This is a genomic window from Ochrobactrum sp. PL_is483, assembly GCF_055816855.1.
In genome coordinates, this window is the sequence record NZ_JBVPGS010000032.1 from 193,014 (window position 1) to 205,813 (window position 12,800).

Annotated in this window: 15 protein-coding genes and 1 tRNA gene; 6 read left to right on the forward strand and 10 right to left on the reverse strand. The window is 55.8% G+C overall.

Translation table 11 applies throughout. The annotated features are described in order from the left end of the window. The 4 genes from AC0TNJ_RS09460 to AC0TNJ_RS09475 all read right to left on the reverse strand — a co-directional run bounded on the left by AC0TNJ_RS09460 (window position 1) and on the right by AC0TNJ_RS09475 (window position 3,072). Window positions 1-909 carry an amino acid--[acyl-carrier-protein] ligase gene (locus AC0TNJ_RS09460; protein WP_473770941.1) on the reverse strand — a complete coding sequence of 303 codons (909 nt, stop codon included), beginning with the start codon at window positions 907-909 and terminating at the stop codon, window positions 1-3. Between the two features lie 5 nt (window positions 910-914). Then, entirely contained in the window at window positions 915-2,087 is a 1,173-nt protein-coding gene (locus tag AC0TNJ_RS09465) for an acyl-CoA dehydrogenase family protein (RefSeq protein ID WP_473769709.1), read from the reverse strand. Then, window positions 2,087-2,338: an acyl carrier protein gene (locus AC0TNJ_RS09470; RefSeq protein WP_122001342.1), complete on the reverse strand. Its 252-nt coding sequence runs from the start codon at window positions 2,336-2,338 to the stop codon at window positions 2,087-2,089. The genes AC0TNJ_RS09465 and AC0TNJ_RS09470 overlap by 1 nt, the downstream gene beginning before the upstream one ends. A 314-nt stretch (window positions 2,339-2,652) precedes the next feature. Beyond that, window positions 2,653-3,072, reverse strand: coding sequence for a group III truncated hemoglobin (locus AC0TNJ_RS09475; protein WP_473770942.1), 420 nt, complete (start codon window positions 3,070-3,072; stop codon window positions 2,653-2,655). A gap of 283 nt (window positions 3,073-3,355) precedes the next feature. Here AC0TNJ_RS09475 and AC0TNJ_RS09480 point away from each other — a divergent pair, with 283 nt between their 5' ends. Both AC0TNJ_RS09480 and AC0TNJ_RS09485 read left to right on the forward strand, forming a co-directional pair. Then, entirely contained in the window at window positions 3,356-4,381 is a 1,026-nt protein-coding gene (locus AC0TNJ_RS09480) for a helix-turn-helix domain-containing protein (RefSeq protein WP_122001340.1), read from the forward strand. A gap of 95 nt (window positions 4,382-4,476) precedes the next feature. After that, complete coding sequence (locus AC0TNJ_RS09485) at window positions 4,477-4,632, forward strand: hypothetical protein (protein ID WP_473770943.1); 156 nt, start codon at window positions 4,477-4,479, stop codon at window positions 4,630-4,632. A gap of 121 nt (window positions 4,633-4,753) precedes the next feature. Here AC0TNJ_RS09485 and AC0TNJ_RS09490 read toward each other — a convergent pair. Beyond that, window positions 4,754-4,830, reverse strand: a tRNA-Met gene (locus tag AC0TNJ_RS09490). Window positions 4,831-5,016: 186 nt separating this feature from the next. Between AC0TNJ_RS09490 and AC0TNJ_RS09495 the strand changes: the two genes are divergently transcribed. Together AC0TNJ_RS09495 and AC0TNJ_RS09500 are read left to right on the forward strand one after the other, a co-directional pair. Next, the gene (locus tag AC0TNJ_RS09495; RefSeq protein ID WP_473770944.1) at window positions 5,017-5,973 is read left to right on the forward strand and encodes a Gfo/Idh/MocA family protein; all 957 of its coding nucleotides are present in this window, start codon (window positions 5,017-5,019) and stop codon (window positions 5,971-5,973) included. A 157-nt stretch (window positions 5,974-6,130) separates the two neighbouring features. Next, complete coding sequence (locus tag AC0TNJ_RS09500; RefSeq protein WP_473770945.1) at window positions 6,131-7,255, forward strand: DegT/DnrJ/EryC1/StrS family aminotransferase; 1,125 nt, start codon at window positions 6,131-6,133, stop codon at window positions 7,253-7,255. A gap of 45 nt (window positions 7,256-7,300) precedes the next feature. Here AC0TNJ_RS09500 and AC0TNJ_RS09505 read toward each other — a convergent pair whose 3' ends face one another. The 3 genes from AC0TNJ_RS09505 to AC0TNJ_RS09515 form a co-directional block, all read right to left on the reverse strand. Then, a complete protein-coding gene (locus AC0TNJ_RS09505) occupies window positions 7,301-7,693 on the reverse strand; it encodes a VOC family protein (protein ID WP_473770946.1) in 393 nt (130 codons plus the stop codon). Between the two features lie 44 nt (window positions 7,694-7,737). Then, on the reverse strand, window positions 7,738-8,859 hold the full coding sequence (locus AC0TNJ_RS09510) for an AbrB family transcriptional regulator (RefSeq protein ID WP_473770947.1): 1,122 nt from the start codon (window positions 8,857-8,859) through the stop codon (window positions 7,738-7,740). A 169-nt stretch (window positions 8,860-9,028) separates the two neighbouring features. After that, window positions 9,029-9,421: a flagellar export protein FliJ gene (locus tag AC0TNJ_RS09515; protein ID WP_122001334.1), complete on the reverse strand. Its 393-nt coding sequence runs from the start codon at window positions 9,419-9,421 to the stop codon at window positions 9,029-9,031. Window positions 9,422-9,950: 529 nt separating this feature from the next. Between AC0TNJ_RS09515 and ctrA the strand changes: the two genes are divergently transcribed. Beyond that, entirely contained in the window at window positions 9,951-10,649 is a 699-nt protein-coding gene (gene ctrA / locus AC0TNJ_RS09520) for a response regulator transcription factor CtrA (protein ID WP_006467396.1), read from the forward strand. Between the two features lie 73 nt (window positions 10,650-10,722). Here ctrA and AC0TNJ_RS09525 read toward each other — a convergent pair whose 3' ends face one another. Continuing rightward, complete coding sequence (locus AC0TNJ_RS09525) at window positions 10,723-11,106, reverse strand: response regulator (protein ID WP_473770948.1); 384 nt, start codon at window positions 11,104-11,106, stop codon at window positions 10,723-10,725. A 71-nt stretch (window positions 11,107-11,177) separates the two neighbouring features. Then, the gene (gene chpT / locus AC0TNJ_RS09530; protein WP_473770949.1) at window positions 11,178-11,807 is read right to left on the reverse strand and encodes a histidine phosphotransferase ChpT; all 630 of its coding nucleotides are present in this window, start codon (window positions 11,805-11,807) and stop codon (window positions 11,178-11,180) included. Window positions 11,808-12,203: 396 nt separating this feature from the next. Between chpT and AC0TNJ_RS09535 the strand changes: the two genes are divergently transcribed. After that, window positions 12,204-12,800 (forward strand): EipA family protein, encoded by a 597-nt coding sequence (locus AC0TNJ_RS09535; RefSeq protein ID WP_122001331.1) that lies wholly within the window; start codon window positions 12,204-12,206, stop codon window positions 12,798-12,800.

Genomic DNA, 12,800 nt, shown 5'->3' on the forward strand with positions numbered 1-12,800 from the left:
TCAGCCCCACAATTCCTTGCGTATATTTTCCGGCCAGATTTCAACATCCAGACCGTGATGATGGAAGAGCGCCAGCGCGATGCGTTCCAGTCCGAACCCGACGCAAGCGGTGTGCGCCACAGAACCGTCATCGAGCGAGAGGCCCCATTTCACGCCAAACTGATCCTGATGATAGTTGAAGCTCATGCAGGCGGTCGGCTTTTCGACGCTGGTGATCGGGATCAGCAGTTCGAACTTCAGGTTCTGGTCGCGCTGGTTGTTGACCAGCATCTTGCCAGCGCGCCCGAAGAACGGATCGTTGGCGACGTCGATTTCAACCGGCAGCCCGACCTTCTTCATCATTTCCGTGCCACGGTCGATCCAGAGCTGGCGGAACGCCATCACATCGGCTTCCGTGCCCATGCGCACATATTCGCGCATGCGGAACAGCTGCTGGCGGGCAGGGTCGACCGATGGCTCGTGACGGAAGCAATAGGATTGCAGGTCGTAAAGCCCGCCGCCCTGCGGCAGCGGCCCGCGCTTGGCGACGGTCGGATAGAGCGGATAGCAGGCGGCCGGCGTCAGAACGATGTCGGTTGCCTTCTGCTCCAGCGTCCAATCCTTGCCTTCATCCATGCATTTGATCAGGTTGATATGGTCAAGCTCGCAGCCGCAGAAGCTGTGCACGGTGCCAGCCAGCTGCGGGAAGCTTTTCATGTAGCCGCTTTTTTCAAAGAAAGCGCGGTTCATGCCGGGCGGGAAGCGGATCGCTTCGGCGCCATCGTTGCCTCCGGTGCGGTCGATCAGGCGTTCAAATGCCTGGATGACATCTTCGAACTGGCCGGAGCGTCCGTAAAGACCTTCCACGCCGGTGTCGATCAGGAGACCGGAATCGAAAAGCCGGTCGAGAAAGGATCTCTGAGCATCCATGGCAATTATCCCAAAAGGCTGGTGTTCTGTTTGTGGATGAGCAGCATGGTAGCCGTATTGCCGAGGATGCGCTCGTTTGAAATCATCAGCTGCGCGGAATGCGCGTCGCGCAGATGGCGTCCGAGGCTGAAAGGCGTACCGTTCTTGTAGCCCATGATGCCGCAGACCAGCATGGCGTGATTGATGATCTGAAGGATCGTCTGCGAAGCGGCAACCTTGAGATTGTTCATCGCAATCGCAAAGCCCATCGAGGCCAGCTTGTCGGGATCGTGCTTCGCCTCGCGATAAGTCTTGAGGCAGGCAACGATTTCGGACTTCAGCATCTGCAGCATGTTGGATGCTTCGGCAACGCGCAGAGCGCCCGGCTGTGGCGCACCCGGATTGCGCTTGGCGGCGGCACGTACGAATGCTTGCGCCCGGTTGACCGCATCAACGGCAATGCCATACCAGAGCGAGCTCCACAGCGTATGCGATTGTGCCAGCATGGACTGCGCGGCGATTTCCGCGAAAGGATGCGGCAAGATCTGTACTTTGTCGGCCTCGCCACGGAACACAAACCCTTCAGAGCAGGTGCCGCGCATGCCTAGCGTGTCCCAATCATGGGTCTTTTCGAGCGTGTACTGGTCTTTCGTAAACACCGTCATCACCTGATCCGACGATGCGGCGTCCTTGTGGGAGCGCGATGTGATCAGAATGGCATCCGCGTGGGAGCCATAAGAGATGACCGTGGCGTTCTTTTCCAGACGGCACTTGTCGCCTTCGACTTCGACAGCGCAGATCGAATTGCGCAGATCGCCGCCAATGCCGCCTTCGGTGGTTGCCGAGGCCAGCAGCAGCTGATCCTTCGCGACCTTGTGCATGAAATCCCGGTGCCATCCAACCGTCTGGCCGTGCTCCACCAGGCTAGAAAGCTTGATATGGTGCATGGCGAAAATCATGGCGCTCGACGCGCAGGACTGGCCCAGAATGCAGCACAGTTCGGCAATCTGGTCGATCTCCGCGCTCTCGCCGCCGAGCTCGCTCGGCACCTGAATGCCAAGCAAACCTTCGGCTTTCATCGCATCGATTGCTTCACGCGGGAAGCGGCCTTCCTTATCGACGCTATCGGAAAATTTACCCGCTATGGCCGCTACGCGGCCTGCGCGCTCCAAAAGACTGTTCCCCGCTCCGGCATTCATTATGCGGCCTCTTTGTCCTTGAGTATCTGGGTGACCGTCTGTTCAATGGCCTTGATGCTCGCGAAAGACTTGCGGTTGAGATACTGGTCCGGAAATTCGATATCGAACTTGTCTTCCAGCCCGAGCATGAGCTGAACCGAGGCAAAAGAGGACAGGCCTGCGCTGTAAAGATCGGCATCATCGGCGACGTCGGTTACGGGGCCAGGCAGACCACCGACCTTGGCCAAAAGTTCGCGAATGGATTCATTCATAATCTAACTCCCTGCTTATTCGCCCGAGCCGAAGGTTCGCGTGTGGGTTGATGCGGCGGTACGATCTCTCAAGCTTCTCAAAAAGCTGCGGCGACTGTTCGAAATTCTGTCTCTTTACGCAAGTGATAAGTTGTGAATGTTAGCAACATCGCAAACACATCAGGGTGCGTCCGGCTTTTTCTGCTCCCGCAAGCCTTTATTTTCTGTTGACGTAGGGACATTGCAGTCCTGCTATTCTGCAGACATGCTTATATAGTTAAATATTCGATGACAAGATATGCGATATTGCCCGCAAGAGTTGCGTGATCTTTTGGTTAAAGAGCACGTCGGGAATGCCGGGGCGCGGAGATTTGTCCCGTATTGGTGGCGATTGCCATTTCAAAACTGTCGGCAATGCGACGTGCCCTGTCGATGAAAATGACGGCAGCTTCCGGGGGAAAGATTTCGCGCGTGGTCTTTTCGAAAAGATCGAGCCAGCGGTCGAAATGTTCGTTCTTCAGGCCTAGTTTCAGATGCGGGGCCATGGGGCGGCCTTCATAATTGCCGGTCTTGAGAATAACCGACGACCAGAACGCGGTGATCTGCGCGATGTGATGATCCCAATCGTCGACCGCCTCGGCAAAAATCGGCCCGATGGCGGCATCTTCGCGCGCGCGTCCGTAGAAGGTTGTCACCAGCTTTTCAATAGAGGCTGGATCGATGGACGGGTGAGGCTGATTGATGAGAACGGTCATGATCGCTTGTCGAGTGCCTTTTGTCGGTAGGCGGATTTTGGTTGGATATAATTGCAGGCTTGACCACAATCCAGTGAAGCGTTGCCGCATGGGTAGGATAACGGCAGAGGAGGGCTCGCGAACCGTGGTACGCTTCATGCCTTTGAGGACGGCAGGGAGTCATCCGCGCATGTCACATGCTATTTTTATCTTGACGATAGCCAACCCCCTGCTGACATAGTCCGTAGGAGGGTGCTAAACAACCATCAGCTAATGAACAATGCGGCGGGAACTGAAGGCATAAATGGAGCACTCTTCCAAGGGCGTTTACCTTTCAAACAAGGCATTGCCAGAAAATGATCGTACGGATTTCTGGCGGGAAGCGGTTTCCCCCCTTTATGACGCGCTGGAAGTTCCTTCTGAGGGTGCGGCTCATATTGACGCCGACATCCGTTCGCATCTCCTTGGCGAGCGGCTGATCGTGGGATCGGAATTTGGGCGGCATCGCAACGTACGGAACCAGGAATGGTTAAGGCGCCGCTCCATTGATTATTACTATATTCAGCTTTTCGTAAGCGGTGGGTCCCGGGGTGTGTTCGGTGGACGAGAAGATGTCGTCTCCGCTGGTGATATTCACATCACTTCGGTGATGACCGAGGTCGATGCCGTGTGCAGCAACTCTACGGCAACAATCTCCCTCATGCTCGCGAAGGAAGAGTTCGAATATATTTGCGGGAAGTCCCAAGTGGAGGACCGTATCATTCGGGCTCACACCGCAATGGGAAAGTTGATCGGGAGTTTGTTCGGCAGCGCCTATCGCGAGGCAGGTGGTTTTTCTTTCAATGATGGGGTTGCCTGCGGTGATGCGTTGCTGAATTTGCTTGCAGCGACGGTCAAGCACGATCACGACAATATCCATAGTGCTCCGTCGGAACAGCTCCGCAATCAGGTGCTGGATTTTATAATCCAGAACATCAACAATCCAAAACTGGACGTTAATCATATACTTGAACGATTTGCCTTATCGCGCTCGCATCTTTATCGACTGCTGGAGCAGGATGGAGGTGCAGCCAGCCTGATCAGAAAGCAGCGGCTGCAACTGGCCCGAAACGATCTTATTCGCTACAAAGATAACCAACAGTTGCGGGTTAAGGAAATCGCCTTCAAATATGGCTTTTCAAATACGGGCCAGTTCGTAAAAAGCTTCCAGCAGGAGTTTTCCATCTCTCCGACCGAGCTACTGAAAAGGTCGTCCGAAGACGAAAGCAACGTGGGGCAACTATTCCAGCTTCAGCGCCATTTGCAGGAAACATGGAGTGCAAGCCGTTGACCGGCGTTCATGTGTGGCCGACCGCGATATATGGTCGGGCGCTGAAGCGTAGCTTGTCCTCATGAAACGGCTTTGACGGCGCCTTTGCGGCCAGCGTGGAAACGGCAATCGTCACCCAGCCGACCGCCGCGCAGAAATCGCTTTGGCTGCTCGCTTCCGAGGTCATCGGCACTCTGAAGGGCAATGGTGAAATCCATTACCAGGCAAACGGTATCGCGATCAGGCGCTCATGGAATGAGAAGAAGGCTTAAACGCTTCTTAAGCGGTCCCTAAACATCCAATTAGAATTTCTGATTTGCTGCCAAACTGTGCGTCGCGCTACAGCGAAGATCACAACGCCACCGTCATTAATGAGGATAAGGGGTTGTATGATGGTAGCGGAGGAGGGATTCGAACCCCCGACACAAGGATTATGATTCCTCTGCTCTAACCTACTGAGCTACTCCGCCATGCGTCGCTTTACAGAGACAACTTCATTATCGCCGTTTCCGGTGGGACAAATCATTGTTCCTGCAAGGAATGGCGGCGGTATATGTGCGGAATGAAAAGCTGTCAAGCACTCTTCGCATAGGTTTCGTCTTGTTTTCTATCATTTGCACCGATAAGGAACGTGGCATCAGCAAAGGCATAATTTTATGGCACCTCGTATTGCGGTTTTGGGTTGCGGCTATTGGGGCGGCAATCACATTCGTACCTTGAAGAGCCTCGGTGCCCTTCAGGCAGTCTCGGATTCAAGAGCAGAGCAGGCGGAGCGCTTCGCGGCCGAGTTCGATGTTCCCAGCGTTCCCGTCGATGAATTGTTCACACGTCCGGATATTGATGGCATCGTTCTGGCGCTGCCAGCGCAGTTTCATTCACAATACGCCATTCAGGCAGTGAAGAACGGCAAGGACGTTCTGGTCGAAAAGCCGATCGCGCTCGATGTTCCGGCTGCGGAAGCAGAAGTGGAAGCCGCTCGCGAAAATGGCCGCGTGTTCATGGTCGGCCATGTGCTGCGTTTCCATCCGGCTTTTGAGAAACTTCTCGACATGGTGAAAAGCGGCGAGCTCGGCGACATCCGCTACGTTCATTCGCATCGCGTCGGGTTCGGCAAGTTCCACAACACGTTCGACGCCTTGTGGGATCTCGCGCCGCACGATCTGTCGATGATTCTCGCCATCACCGGAGAGGAACCGAGCGCGGTGCGCGGGGAGGGCGTTGCAACGCTCGATCACCTTACGGATATCGCGCATCTTCATCTCGATTTTCCGAACGGTATCCGTGGGCACCTGTTTGCCTCGCGCCTCAATGCCTATCGCGAGCGCCGCCTGACCCTCACCGGAACAAAGGGCATGGCTGTATTCGACGACGGCGAGCCATGGGATCGCAAGCTTGCGCTCTACAGCCACGAGGTCTGGCGGGAAAATGACCAGTGGTCTTTCAAATCCGTCGAGCCTGTCTACATCCCGATTGAGGAAGGCATGCCGCTGACACGCGAATTGCAGCATTTCCTGCATTGCATCGAGACGCGCGAAAAGCCGCGGACCGACGGCAAGGAAGCAATCAGCGTGCTGCGCATCCTGACGGAAGGTACTGTCAGGCATCCGCGGTAAAGGCGGGCCTGCGGTCCGGGTAATTTACGTCAAGCGGTGTTACAGGAATCGCAAAACTTTGAACGCTCTGGCCATAGCGGGGCAGGGCGCAAGCGAATAAACAGGTTGCCGAGGATTCGCATATCCACTTGTGCGGGCCAGATATATTGGAGCCAACATGCAGTTTATTGATCTTGGAGCGCAGCGCGCGCGTATCGAAGACCGTCTCAATGCCGCCATTTCCAAGGTTGTTGCGGAAGGCCGTTATATCCTTGGACCGGAAGTGGCCGAGTTTGAAAAGAAGCTGGGCGAATATCTGGGCGTGGAACACGTCATCGCCTGCGCCAATGGCACCGACGCTTTGCAGATGCCTCTGATGGCACGCGGCATCGGTCCGGGTGATGCGGTGTTCGTTCCGTCCTTCACCTTCGCTGCCACGGCGGAAGTTGTCGCGCTGGTCGGCGCCGAGCCTGTGTTCGTTGATGTGGATGCGGAAAGCTACAATCTGAATGTAGAACAGCTCGAAGCTGCCATCGCCGCCATCCGCAAGGAAGGCCGCTTGCAGCCGAAGGCGATCATCCCAGTCGACCTGTTCGGCCTGGCTGCGGATTATAACCGCATCAGCGCCATCGCTGACCGTGAAGGCCTGTTCGTGATCGAAGACGCCGCGCAGTCCATCGGCGGCAAGCGCGACAACGTCATGTGCGGTGCTTTCGGCCATGTCGGTGCAACGAGCTTCTATCCGGCGAAGCCGCTCGGCTGCTATGGCGACGGCGGTGCAATGTTCACCAACGATGCCGAACTGGCCGACACGCTGCGTTCGGTCCTGTTCCACGGCAAGGGCGAAACCCAGTACGACAACGTTCGTATCGGGCTCAATTCGCGTCTCGACACGATCCAGGCAGCCGTTCTTCTAGAAAAGCTCGCAATCCTCGAAGACGAAATGGAAGCTCGCGACCGTATCGCCAAGCGCTATAATGAAGCGTTGAAGGATGTCGTCAAGGTTCCGGCACTTCCGGCTGGCAATCGTTCGGCTTGGGCACAGTATTCCATCGAGAGCGATAACCGTGATGCTCTGAAGGCGCATCTTCAAGCGGAAGGCGTTCCTTCAGTCGTCTATTATGTGAAGCCGCTGCATCAGCAGACCGCATATAAGCACTATCCGGTTGCGCCGGGCGGCCTCCCGGTTTCGGAAAGCCTGCCGAACCGCATTCTGAGCCTGCCGATGCACCCCTATTTGTCGGAAGCGGACCAAGACAAGATCATCGGCGCCATCCGTGGTTTCCACGGCAAGAAAGCCTGATCAAAATAGAGTCTACGAAAAGCCCGGCGAAAGCCGGGTTTTTTGTCAGGCTTGCAGGTTCAATTGCCAGGAAACGCCATATTTGTCCTTGATCCACGCGAAAAGCTTGCTGAAACCGTAGTTGTCGAGCGGCATCAGTGTCTCTCCGCCTTCTGACAGCTTTTCAAAAACGCTGGTCAGGCTTTCTTCGTCGTGAAAATCGACGAACAGCGATACGGATGGATTGAAATCGAACTGGTGCGGAATGGGGCTGTCGATCACGATCAGCCGGTGTTCGGCGAAGGTCACGCGCGCAATCTGCACCTTGCCGGGACTGCCGCTCGCTTGGTCATAGATTTTTATCGACTCGATCAGAAAGTCGGGAAAGATTGAGCGGTACGTTTCCAGCGCCGCGCCTGCACTGCCCTGAAACATGAGATGGGTGCAAACCTGTGTCATGGCGAAAGCCTAACATGGCTCCACCGGTTTCGGCAATCAGGCTGCTACAGGTTCTTTTTTTCGACCCGTTTGTTGATCCGCGCAGCGACAAAGCGGGCGATGGCCGGGCCTGCCAGAAGAACGATGAAGAAACGGCTTGTCTGCATTGCGATGATGAAAGGCAGATCGACATTGCTTGATGCTGCAATGATCGCAACCGTGTCGGCGCCGCCAGGACTGGTGGCGAGATAGGCGGTCAACGGGTCGAGACCTAGCACGTGACCAAGTGCCATGCCGAACAGCCCGCAGACGGCAATGAGGAACAGCGTGGATGTCAGCACCGCCGGAAATGCCCTTGCGGCATGGGCAATGATGGCACGCGAGAAGCCGAGGCCGATGCGCCAGCCGATAAGCAGAAAGCTCGCCGCGAGCAGCCACGGGGGCAGGTTGATGGTGATGAAGCCTGTGTCCTGGAGCAAGGCGCCCAGTATCAGCGGCACGAGCATTGCGCCGGTCGGGATACGAAGCACTTCCCCGAGGAGCGAGCCGACGGCGATCAGAAGCAGTGTCGGGCCAAGGGTGAACCAATCGATGGGTGGAAACCATATGATTTCAGCAGGCGCAACGGTTTCCACGCCCGTGGTAAGGCGCAGGACAAGCGAGGCGGCCGTCGCAACCAGCACCACGCGCAGATATTGCATAAAGGCGACGAGACGGGCATCTGCTCCATGGGATTCGGCCATCAGCGTCATTGCCGTGGCCGCCCCCGGAGAAGACCCCCATACGGCGGTTGTTCCGGGCAGAATGCGAAATCGCGCCAGCAGATAGCCGATGAAGGTGCTGACAAAAAGCACATAGCCAATGGATAGCAGGATGACCGGCAGGTGTTGCCCCATGCTAGTGAAAAACTCTGCCGTGATCGAGCGGGCGATGAGGCAGCCGACGACGCCTTGTGCTGCGAGTGACAGCCAGCGGTGGACCCGCAACGTGCTTTCGCCCGCAGCCATCAGGATTGCGCCAAGCATGGCGCCCAGAAGCATGGCGGCAGGCAATTGCAGTTTTTCACCCGCAAAGATCAGGACAGCAGAAAACAGGAATAGCAAGACCCATTGGAGTGGCTTGGATCTCGTCTGGAAGCTGAACTTGCTTGCGGTCGCTTTGGGCCGGGAAGGGGAGGTTTTCTGCATTGCCTTTTTTCACTACATCTGGTGAAGCAGCGATGCAAATCCGATTTTATTCAGGCAACGTTGATTTCTAAATATCAATATATTGATATTGAGCGAGGCTTGCAGCAAGCGGCAAGACGCCGCTTTTTTGACAAAAGCAGCGTCTTGAATTCGGTGGGCAGTTTTTCAGTCAGCCGATCATGGCGCGGCGCTGATTGACGGGCCGTTCGATCACCTCACGCGGGGCCTTGCCGTTATCCCGTTCTTCAAGCGCTTCGGCTTTCGTGAGTTCGGTTTCCGCAGCCGACAATTCGGCTTCGGCCGCTTCCTTTTGGGACATCAGGTCGCGAATCGATACGAAGAGGTTGTCGCGGCGCTGGCGTGCCGCCTTGGCGAAGGTCGGATAAGCGAAATGATTGATGTCAGTGATGCCAGCTTTTTTCTCTTCCGATAGAATCTGGGCGTCGAGTTCTCCGGCCATCCGTTCGAACTCGCCGATCATCAGGTCGAGCTGGCCCAGTTGACGGCGTTTTTCCTTCACCTGGAACAGTTTCAGCCTGACTAGGCTTTCACGTGGCTTCATACGCAATACTCCTTGAACACCAACCAGCTTCCGTGTGTTGGGGCGTTCCCCCCGACTTTATTAACAGGTGTGAACGAGCAAAACGCGCCCGGCCTGCACCCGAATCTCCTTGCGAATTCAAGCCCCTGGAGGGGAAATCATCGCAGCCGTTCTTCCGAAATGGCTCAACAAGCGAAACAAAAAGTTAAGAATTCGCTCGTTTGGTAACCATTCCTTTACCGGCGAAGTTAATCATACGCGTTAGGACTTAAGGCTCGGTAAACCTCGTGTGGTTTTTCGGCAACAGGCGAAAGCTAGAGTCAGATGAATCGCTTAGCGAAGATTCTTAATGCGATGCTTTAGAGTCGTGAGGAAGAGAATGTCTTTATGATTCAGGCGCGTAAGAGAATTTTCTAAACAGGGCAGAAATATGCTTGCCAAGCAGAATCATATTTTGTTAACCATTTGCTGGCACCTTCATGCAAAGGCAACGATAGTTCCGTGTGCTGCCGTGAGGGACATCGGGTCGGCTGCGGAAAGGGGATAAGAGATGCGCGTCCTTTTGATTGAAGACGACAGTGCTATCGCACAGAGCATCGAGTTGATGCTCAAGTCCGAGAGTTTCAATGTCTACACGACCGATCTGGGCGAAGAAGGCATCGATCTCGGCAAGCTATATGATTACGACATCATCCTGCTGGATTTGAATCTGCCGGATATGTCGGGTTACGAAGTTCTTCGCACCTTGCGTCTGTCCAAGGTGAAGACGCCGATTCTTATCCTTTCCGGCATGGCCGGCATCGAGGACAAGGTTCGCGGTCTGGGCTTCGGCGCCGACGACTACATGACCAAGCCGTTCCACAAGGACGAGCTGATCGCACGTATTCATGCGATCGTGCGCCGTTCGAAGGGACATGCACAGTCGGTCATCACGACGGGCGACCTCGTGGTCAACCTGGATGCGAAGACGGTGGAAGTCGCTGGCCAGCGCGTTCACCTGACCGGCAAGGAATACCAGATGCTGGAGCTTCTTTCGCTCCGCAAGGGCACGACGCTCACCAAGGAAATGTTCCTCAACCATCTTTATGGTGGCATGGATGAGCCGGAACTGAAGATCATCGACGTCTTCATCTGCAAGCTGCGTAAGAAGCTCGATGCCGTTTCCGGCAGCCAGAGCTACATCGAGACGGTCTGGGGTCGCGGTTATGTGCTGCGTGAGCCGGATGCGGAAATGCGCGAAAGCGCCTGATCGGTTTCGCGATCTTGAATGTAAAAAGCTCCGCTTCGGCGGAGCTTTTGCTTTTTGGACATTGCTGCCGATTTCAGGCGGACAAAACGCCCGCAAACTGTTCGGTGAGATAGGCACGGTCAAATGGCTTGAGAATATAGCCGTTGGCGCCTGCGCGCTTTGCCCGCATGATGCGGGTGACGTCGAGTTCATAAAGACACAGGATGATGCGCGGCTGATCGCCGCCCGGCATGGCGCGCAATTCGGTTACGACTTCCAGCGCCGTCATGTCCGGCAGGTCGTAGTCGAGCAGAACGACGTCGGGCATGCGTGAAAAACAGGCTTCGAGCGCTTCCCGGCCTGTTGAGGCTTCAGCAAATTCGGCGATGGTTTCGGAGAGGATGCGGCGGGCGACCTTGCGAATGACCGATGAGTCATCCACCAGCAGGCAATAAGCTGCCATTGGTTCATCCACCATCCAGTCCCCCTTGCATATATGTGATGACAGTTGCCAGTGTGAGCGCGGGCTGACCCCGCGCTCAAGCGCGCTTATTCAGCAGAAAATACGATGTCTTCCGCAGTCGCGTGGATGGAAATCTTCATGCCAGCTTCTTCGGCCAGCAGAAGCGTATAATAAGGCTGGACGGAATGGGCGTCGATCGGCTCTTCAGGGGCAGCCCCTGAGTGAAGTTCGAGGAACTTCGGCGGAACACGCAGCATGCGGCCCTTCACGGTGATGACGAAACGCGGTTCGGTATCGCCGCCTTCAAGTCGCACTGCCAGCGAGCCGCCACGCGGTATGGCCGCATTGCCGATCAGAAGCATGTTCAAAAGCAGCTTGACCTTGTTCTTCGGCAGCAGGACGCGCGTGCCTTCCCAGGTGAATTCCGGCTTTTCATTCTTGAAATATTCCGTGGCAACGTTCTGCGCGTCGCGGGTGTCGATCTGCACACCTGCCGAGCCTGCGGCGCCGAAAGCGATGCGGGCGAACTGAAGGCGGGCGGAGGCGTTGCGGGCGCTCGACTTGATGAGCGCCATTGCGTCTTCGTCGGCTCCGCCTTCTTCCAGCAGTTCCAGACCGTTGTTGATCGCGCCGACCGGCGAAATGATGTCATGACAGATCCTGCTGCACAGAAGCGCACCGAGGTCGAGTGCGGAAAGGGTAACGGGCATTGGCATGGCGTTTTCTCCGGAACGCGGATCGATCCCGTCAGCCGCGCATGTCGGATGACCGGACCGTTATCGGTTGACGAGACAGCCCGCAAAGCCAGGGTTTGCGTGCTGCATGAAGGTGGGCGAATCGCCCCGAATATCGGTTTAATTGGATACACGCGCCATCGGACCGCCGCAACAAAGCTCTCTTTTTGTTCCGCTCCGCCCGAACATTCCCTCACAACAGCGTGAGAAAAGCCTGAAATAGCATGCCTTGGTAAAGCCAATTTCGCTGCTTAAAGGTTTGGACAATAAATTCAGGTCTAAAATAGGCCCGATTCGACCAAAATGTCCGGAAGAGACGTGGTCTGGCTTTTAACAGGGCCGTCAGACAGAGGAGCGGAGAGCCAAAAGGAATTTTACATGGCCATACAATCCCTGTCGCAAATCAGGTTCCGCAATGCGGCGTGCTTCGTTGCGTTTTTTGCGGCGCTGTTTGTTTCTTTCATCGCTCTGCCAAATCAAGCGAGAGCACAGAACACATACACTGCCGAGGAAATCGTCCAATCTGGTCACAGGTTCTTCGGGTCGACTTCAGGCGGCATCGCAAGTGCCGTCGAAAAGGCGTTCCAGAGTTTTGGTCTGCCCAACGGCTATATTCTTGGTGAAGAGGGCTCCGGCGCCTTCATTGGCGGCCTGACCTATGGCGAAGGGACGCTCTATACCAAGAACGCGGGCGATCATAAGACGTTCTGGCAGGGCCCCTCGCTTGGCTGGGATTTCGGCGGGCAGGGTTCCCGTGTGATGATGCTCGTTTATAATCTCGACGACATCCAGAACCTCTATGGCCGCTATGCCGGGGTTGCAGGCTCTGCCTATGCCATTGCAGGCGTGGGCTTCAACGTCCTCAAGCGCGAGAACATCATGCTGGTTCCGATCCGTACCGGCGTGGGTGCGCGGTTGGGCGTGAATATCGGCTATCTGAAGCTTTCCCCATCGCCGACGTGGAATCCATTCTAG

Bases quoted from the DNA above. Each gene is read 5' to 3' on its own strand.
- AC0TNJ_RS09465 (WP_473769709.1), bottom strand. From the start codon at position 2,087: ATGAATGCCGGAGCGGGGAACAGTCTTTTGGAGCGCGCAGGCCGCGTA.
- AC0TNJ_RS09525 (WP_473770948.1), bottom strand. From the start codon at position 11,106: ATGGTGGATGAACCAATGGCAGCTTATTGCCTGCTGGTGGATGACTCA.
- AC0TNJ_RS09495 (WP_473770944.1), top strand. From the start codon at position 5,017: ATGGCACCTCGTATTGCGGTTTTGGGTTGCGGCTATTGGGGCGGCAAT.
- AC0TNJ_RS09475 (WP_473770942.1), bottom strand. From the start codon at position 3,072: ATGACCGTTCTCATCAATCAGCCTCACCCGTCCATCGATCCAGCCTCT.
- AC0TNJ_RS09505 (WP_473770946.1), bottom strand. From the start codon at position 7,693: ATGACACAGGTTTGCACCCATCTCATGTTTCAGGGCAGTGCAGGCGCG.
- AC0TNJ_RS09460 (WP_473770941.1), bottom strand. From the start codon at position 909: ATGGATGCTCAGAGATCCTTTCTCGACCGGCTTTTCGATTCCGGTCTC.
- AC0TNJ_RS09515 (WP_122001334.1), bottom strand. From the start codon at position 9,421: ATGAAGCCACGTGAAAGCCTAGTCAGGCTGAAACTGTTCCAGGTGAAG.
- ctrA (WP_006467396.1), top strand. From the start codon at position 9,951: ATGCGCGTCCTTTTGATTGAAGACGACAGTGCTATCGCACAGAGCATC.
- AC0TNJ_RS09470 (WP_122001342.1), bottom strand. From the start codon at position 2,338: ATGAATGAATCCATTCGCGAACTTTTGGCCAAGGTCGGTGGTCTGCCT.
- chpT (WP_473770949.1), bottom strand. From the start codon at position 11,807: ATGCCAATGCCCGTTACCCTTTCCGCACTCGACCTCGGTGCGCTTCTG.
- AC0TNJ_RS09500 (WP_473770945.1), top strand. From the start codon at position 6,131: ATGCAGTTTATTGATCTTGGAGCGCAGCGCGCGCGTATCGAAGACCGT.
- AC0TNJ_RS09480 (WP_122001340.1), top strand. From the start codon at position 3,356: ATGGAGCACTCTTCCAAGGGCGTTTACCTTTCAAACAAGGCATTGCCA.
- AC0TNJ_RS09510 (WP_473770947.1), bottom strand. From the start codon at position 8,859: ATGCAGAAAACCTCCCCTTCCCGGCCCAAAGCGACCGCAAGCAAGTTC.
- AC0TNJ_RS09535 (WP_122001331.1), top strand. From the start codon at position 12,204: ATGGCCATACAATCCCTGTCGCAAATCAGGTTCCGCAATGCGGCGTGC.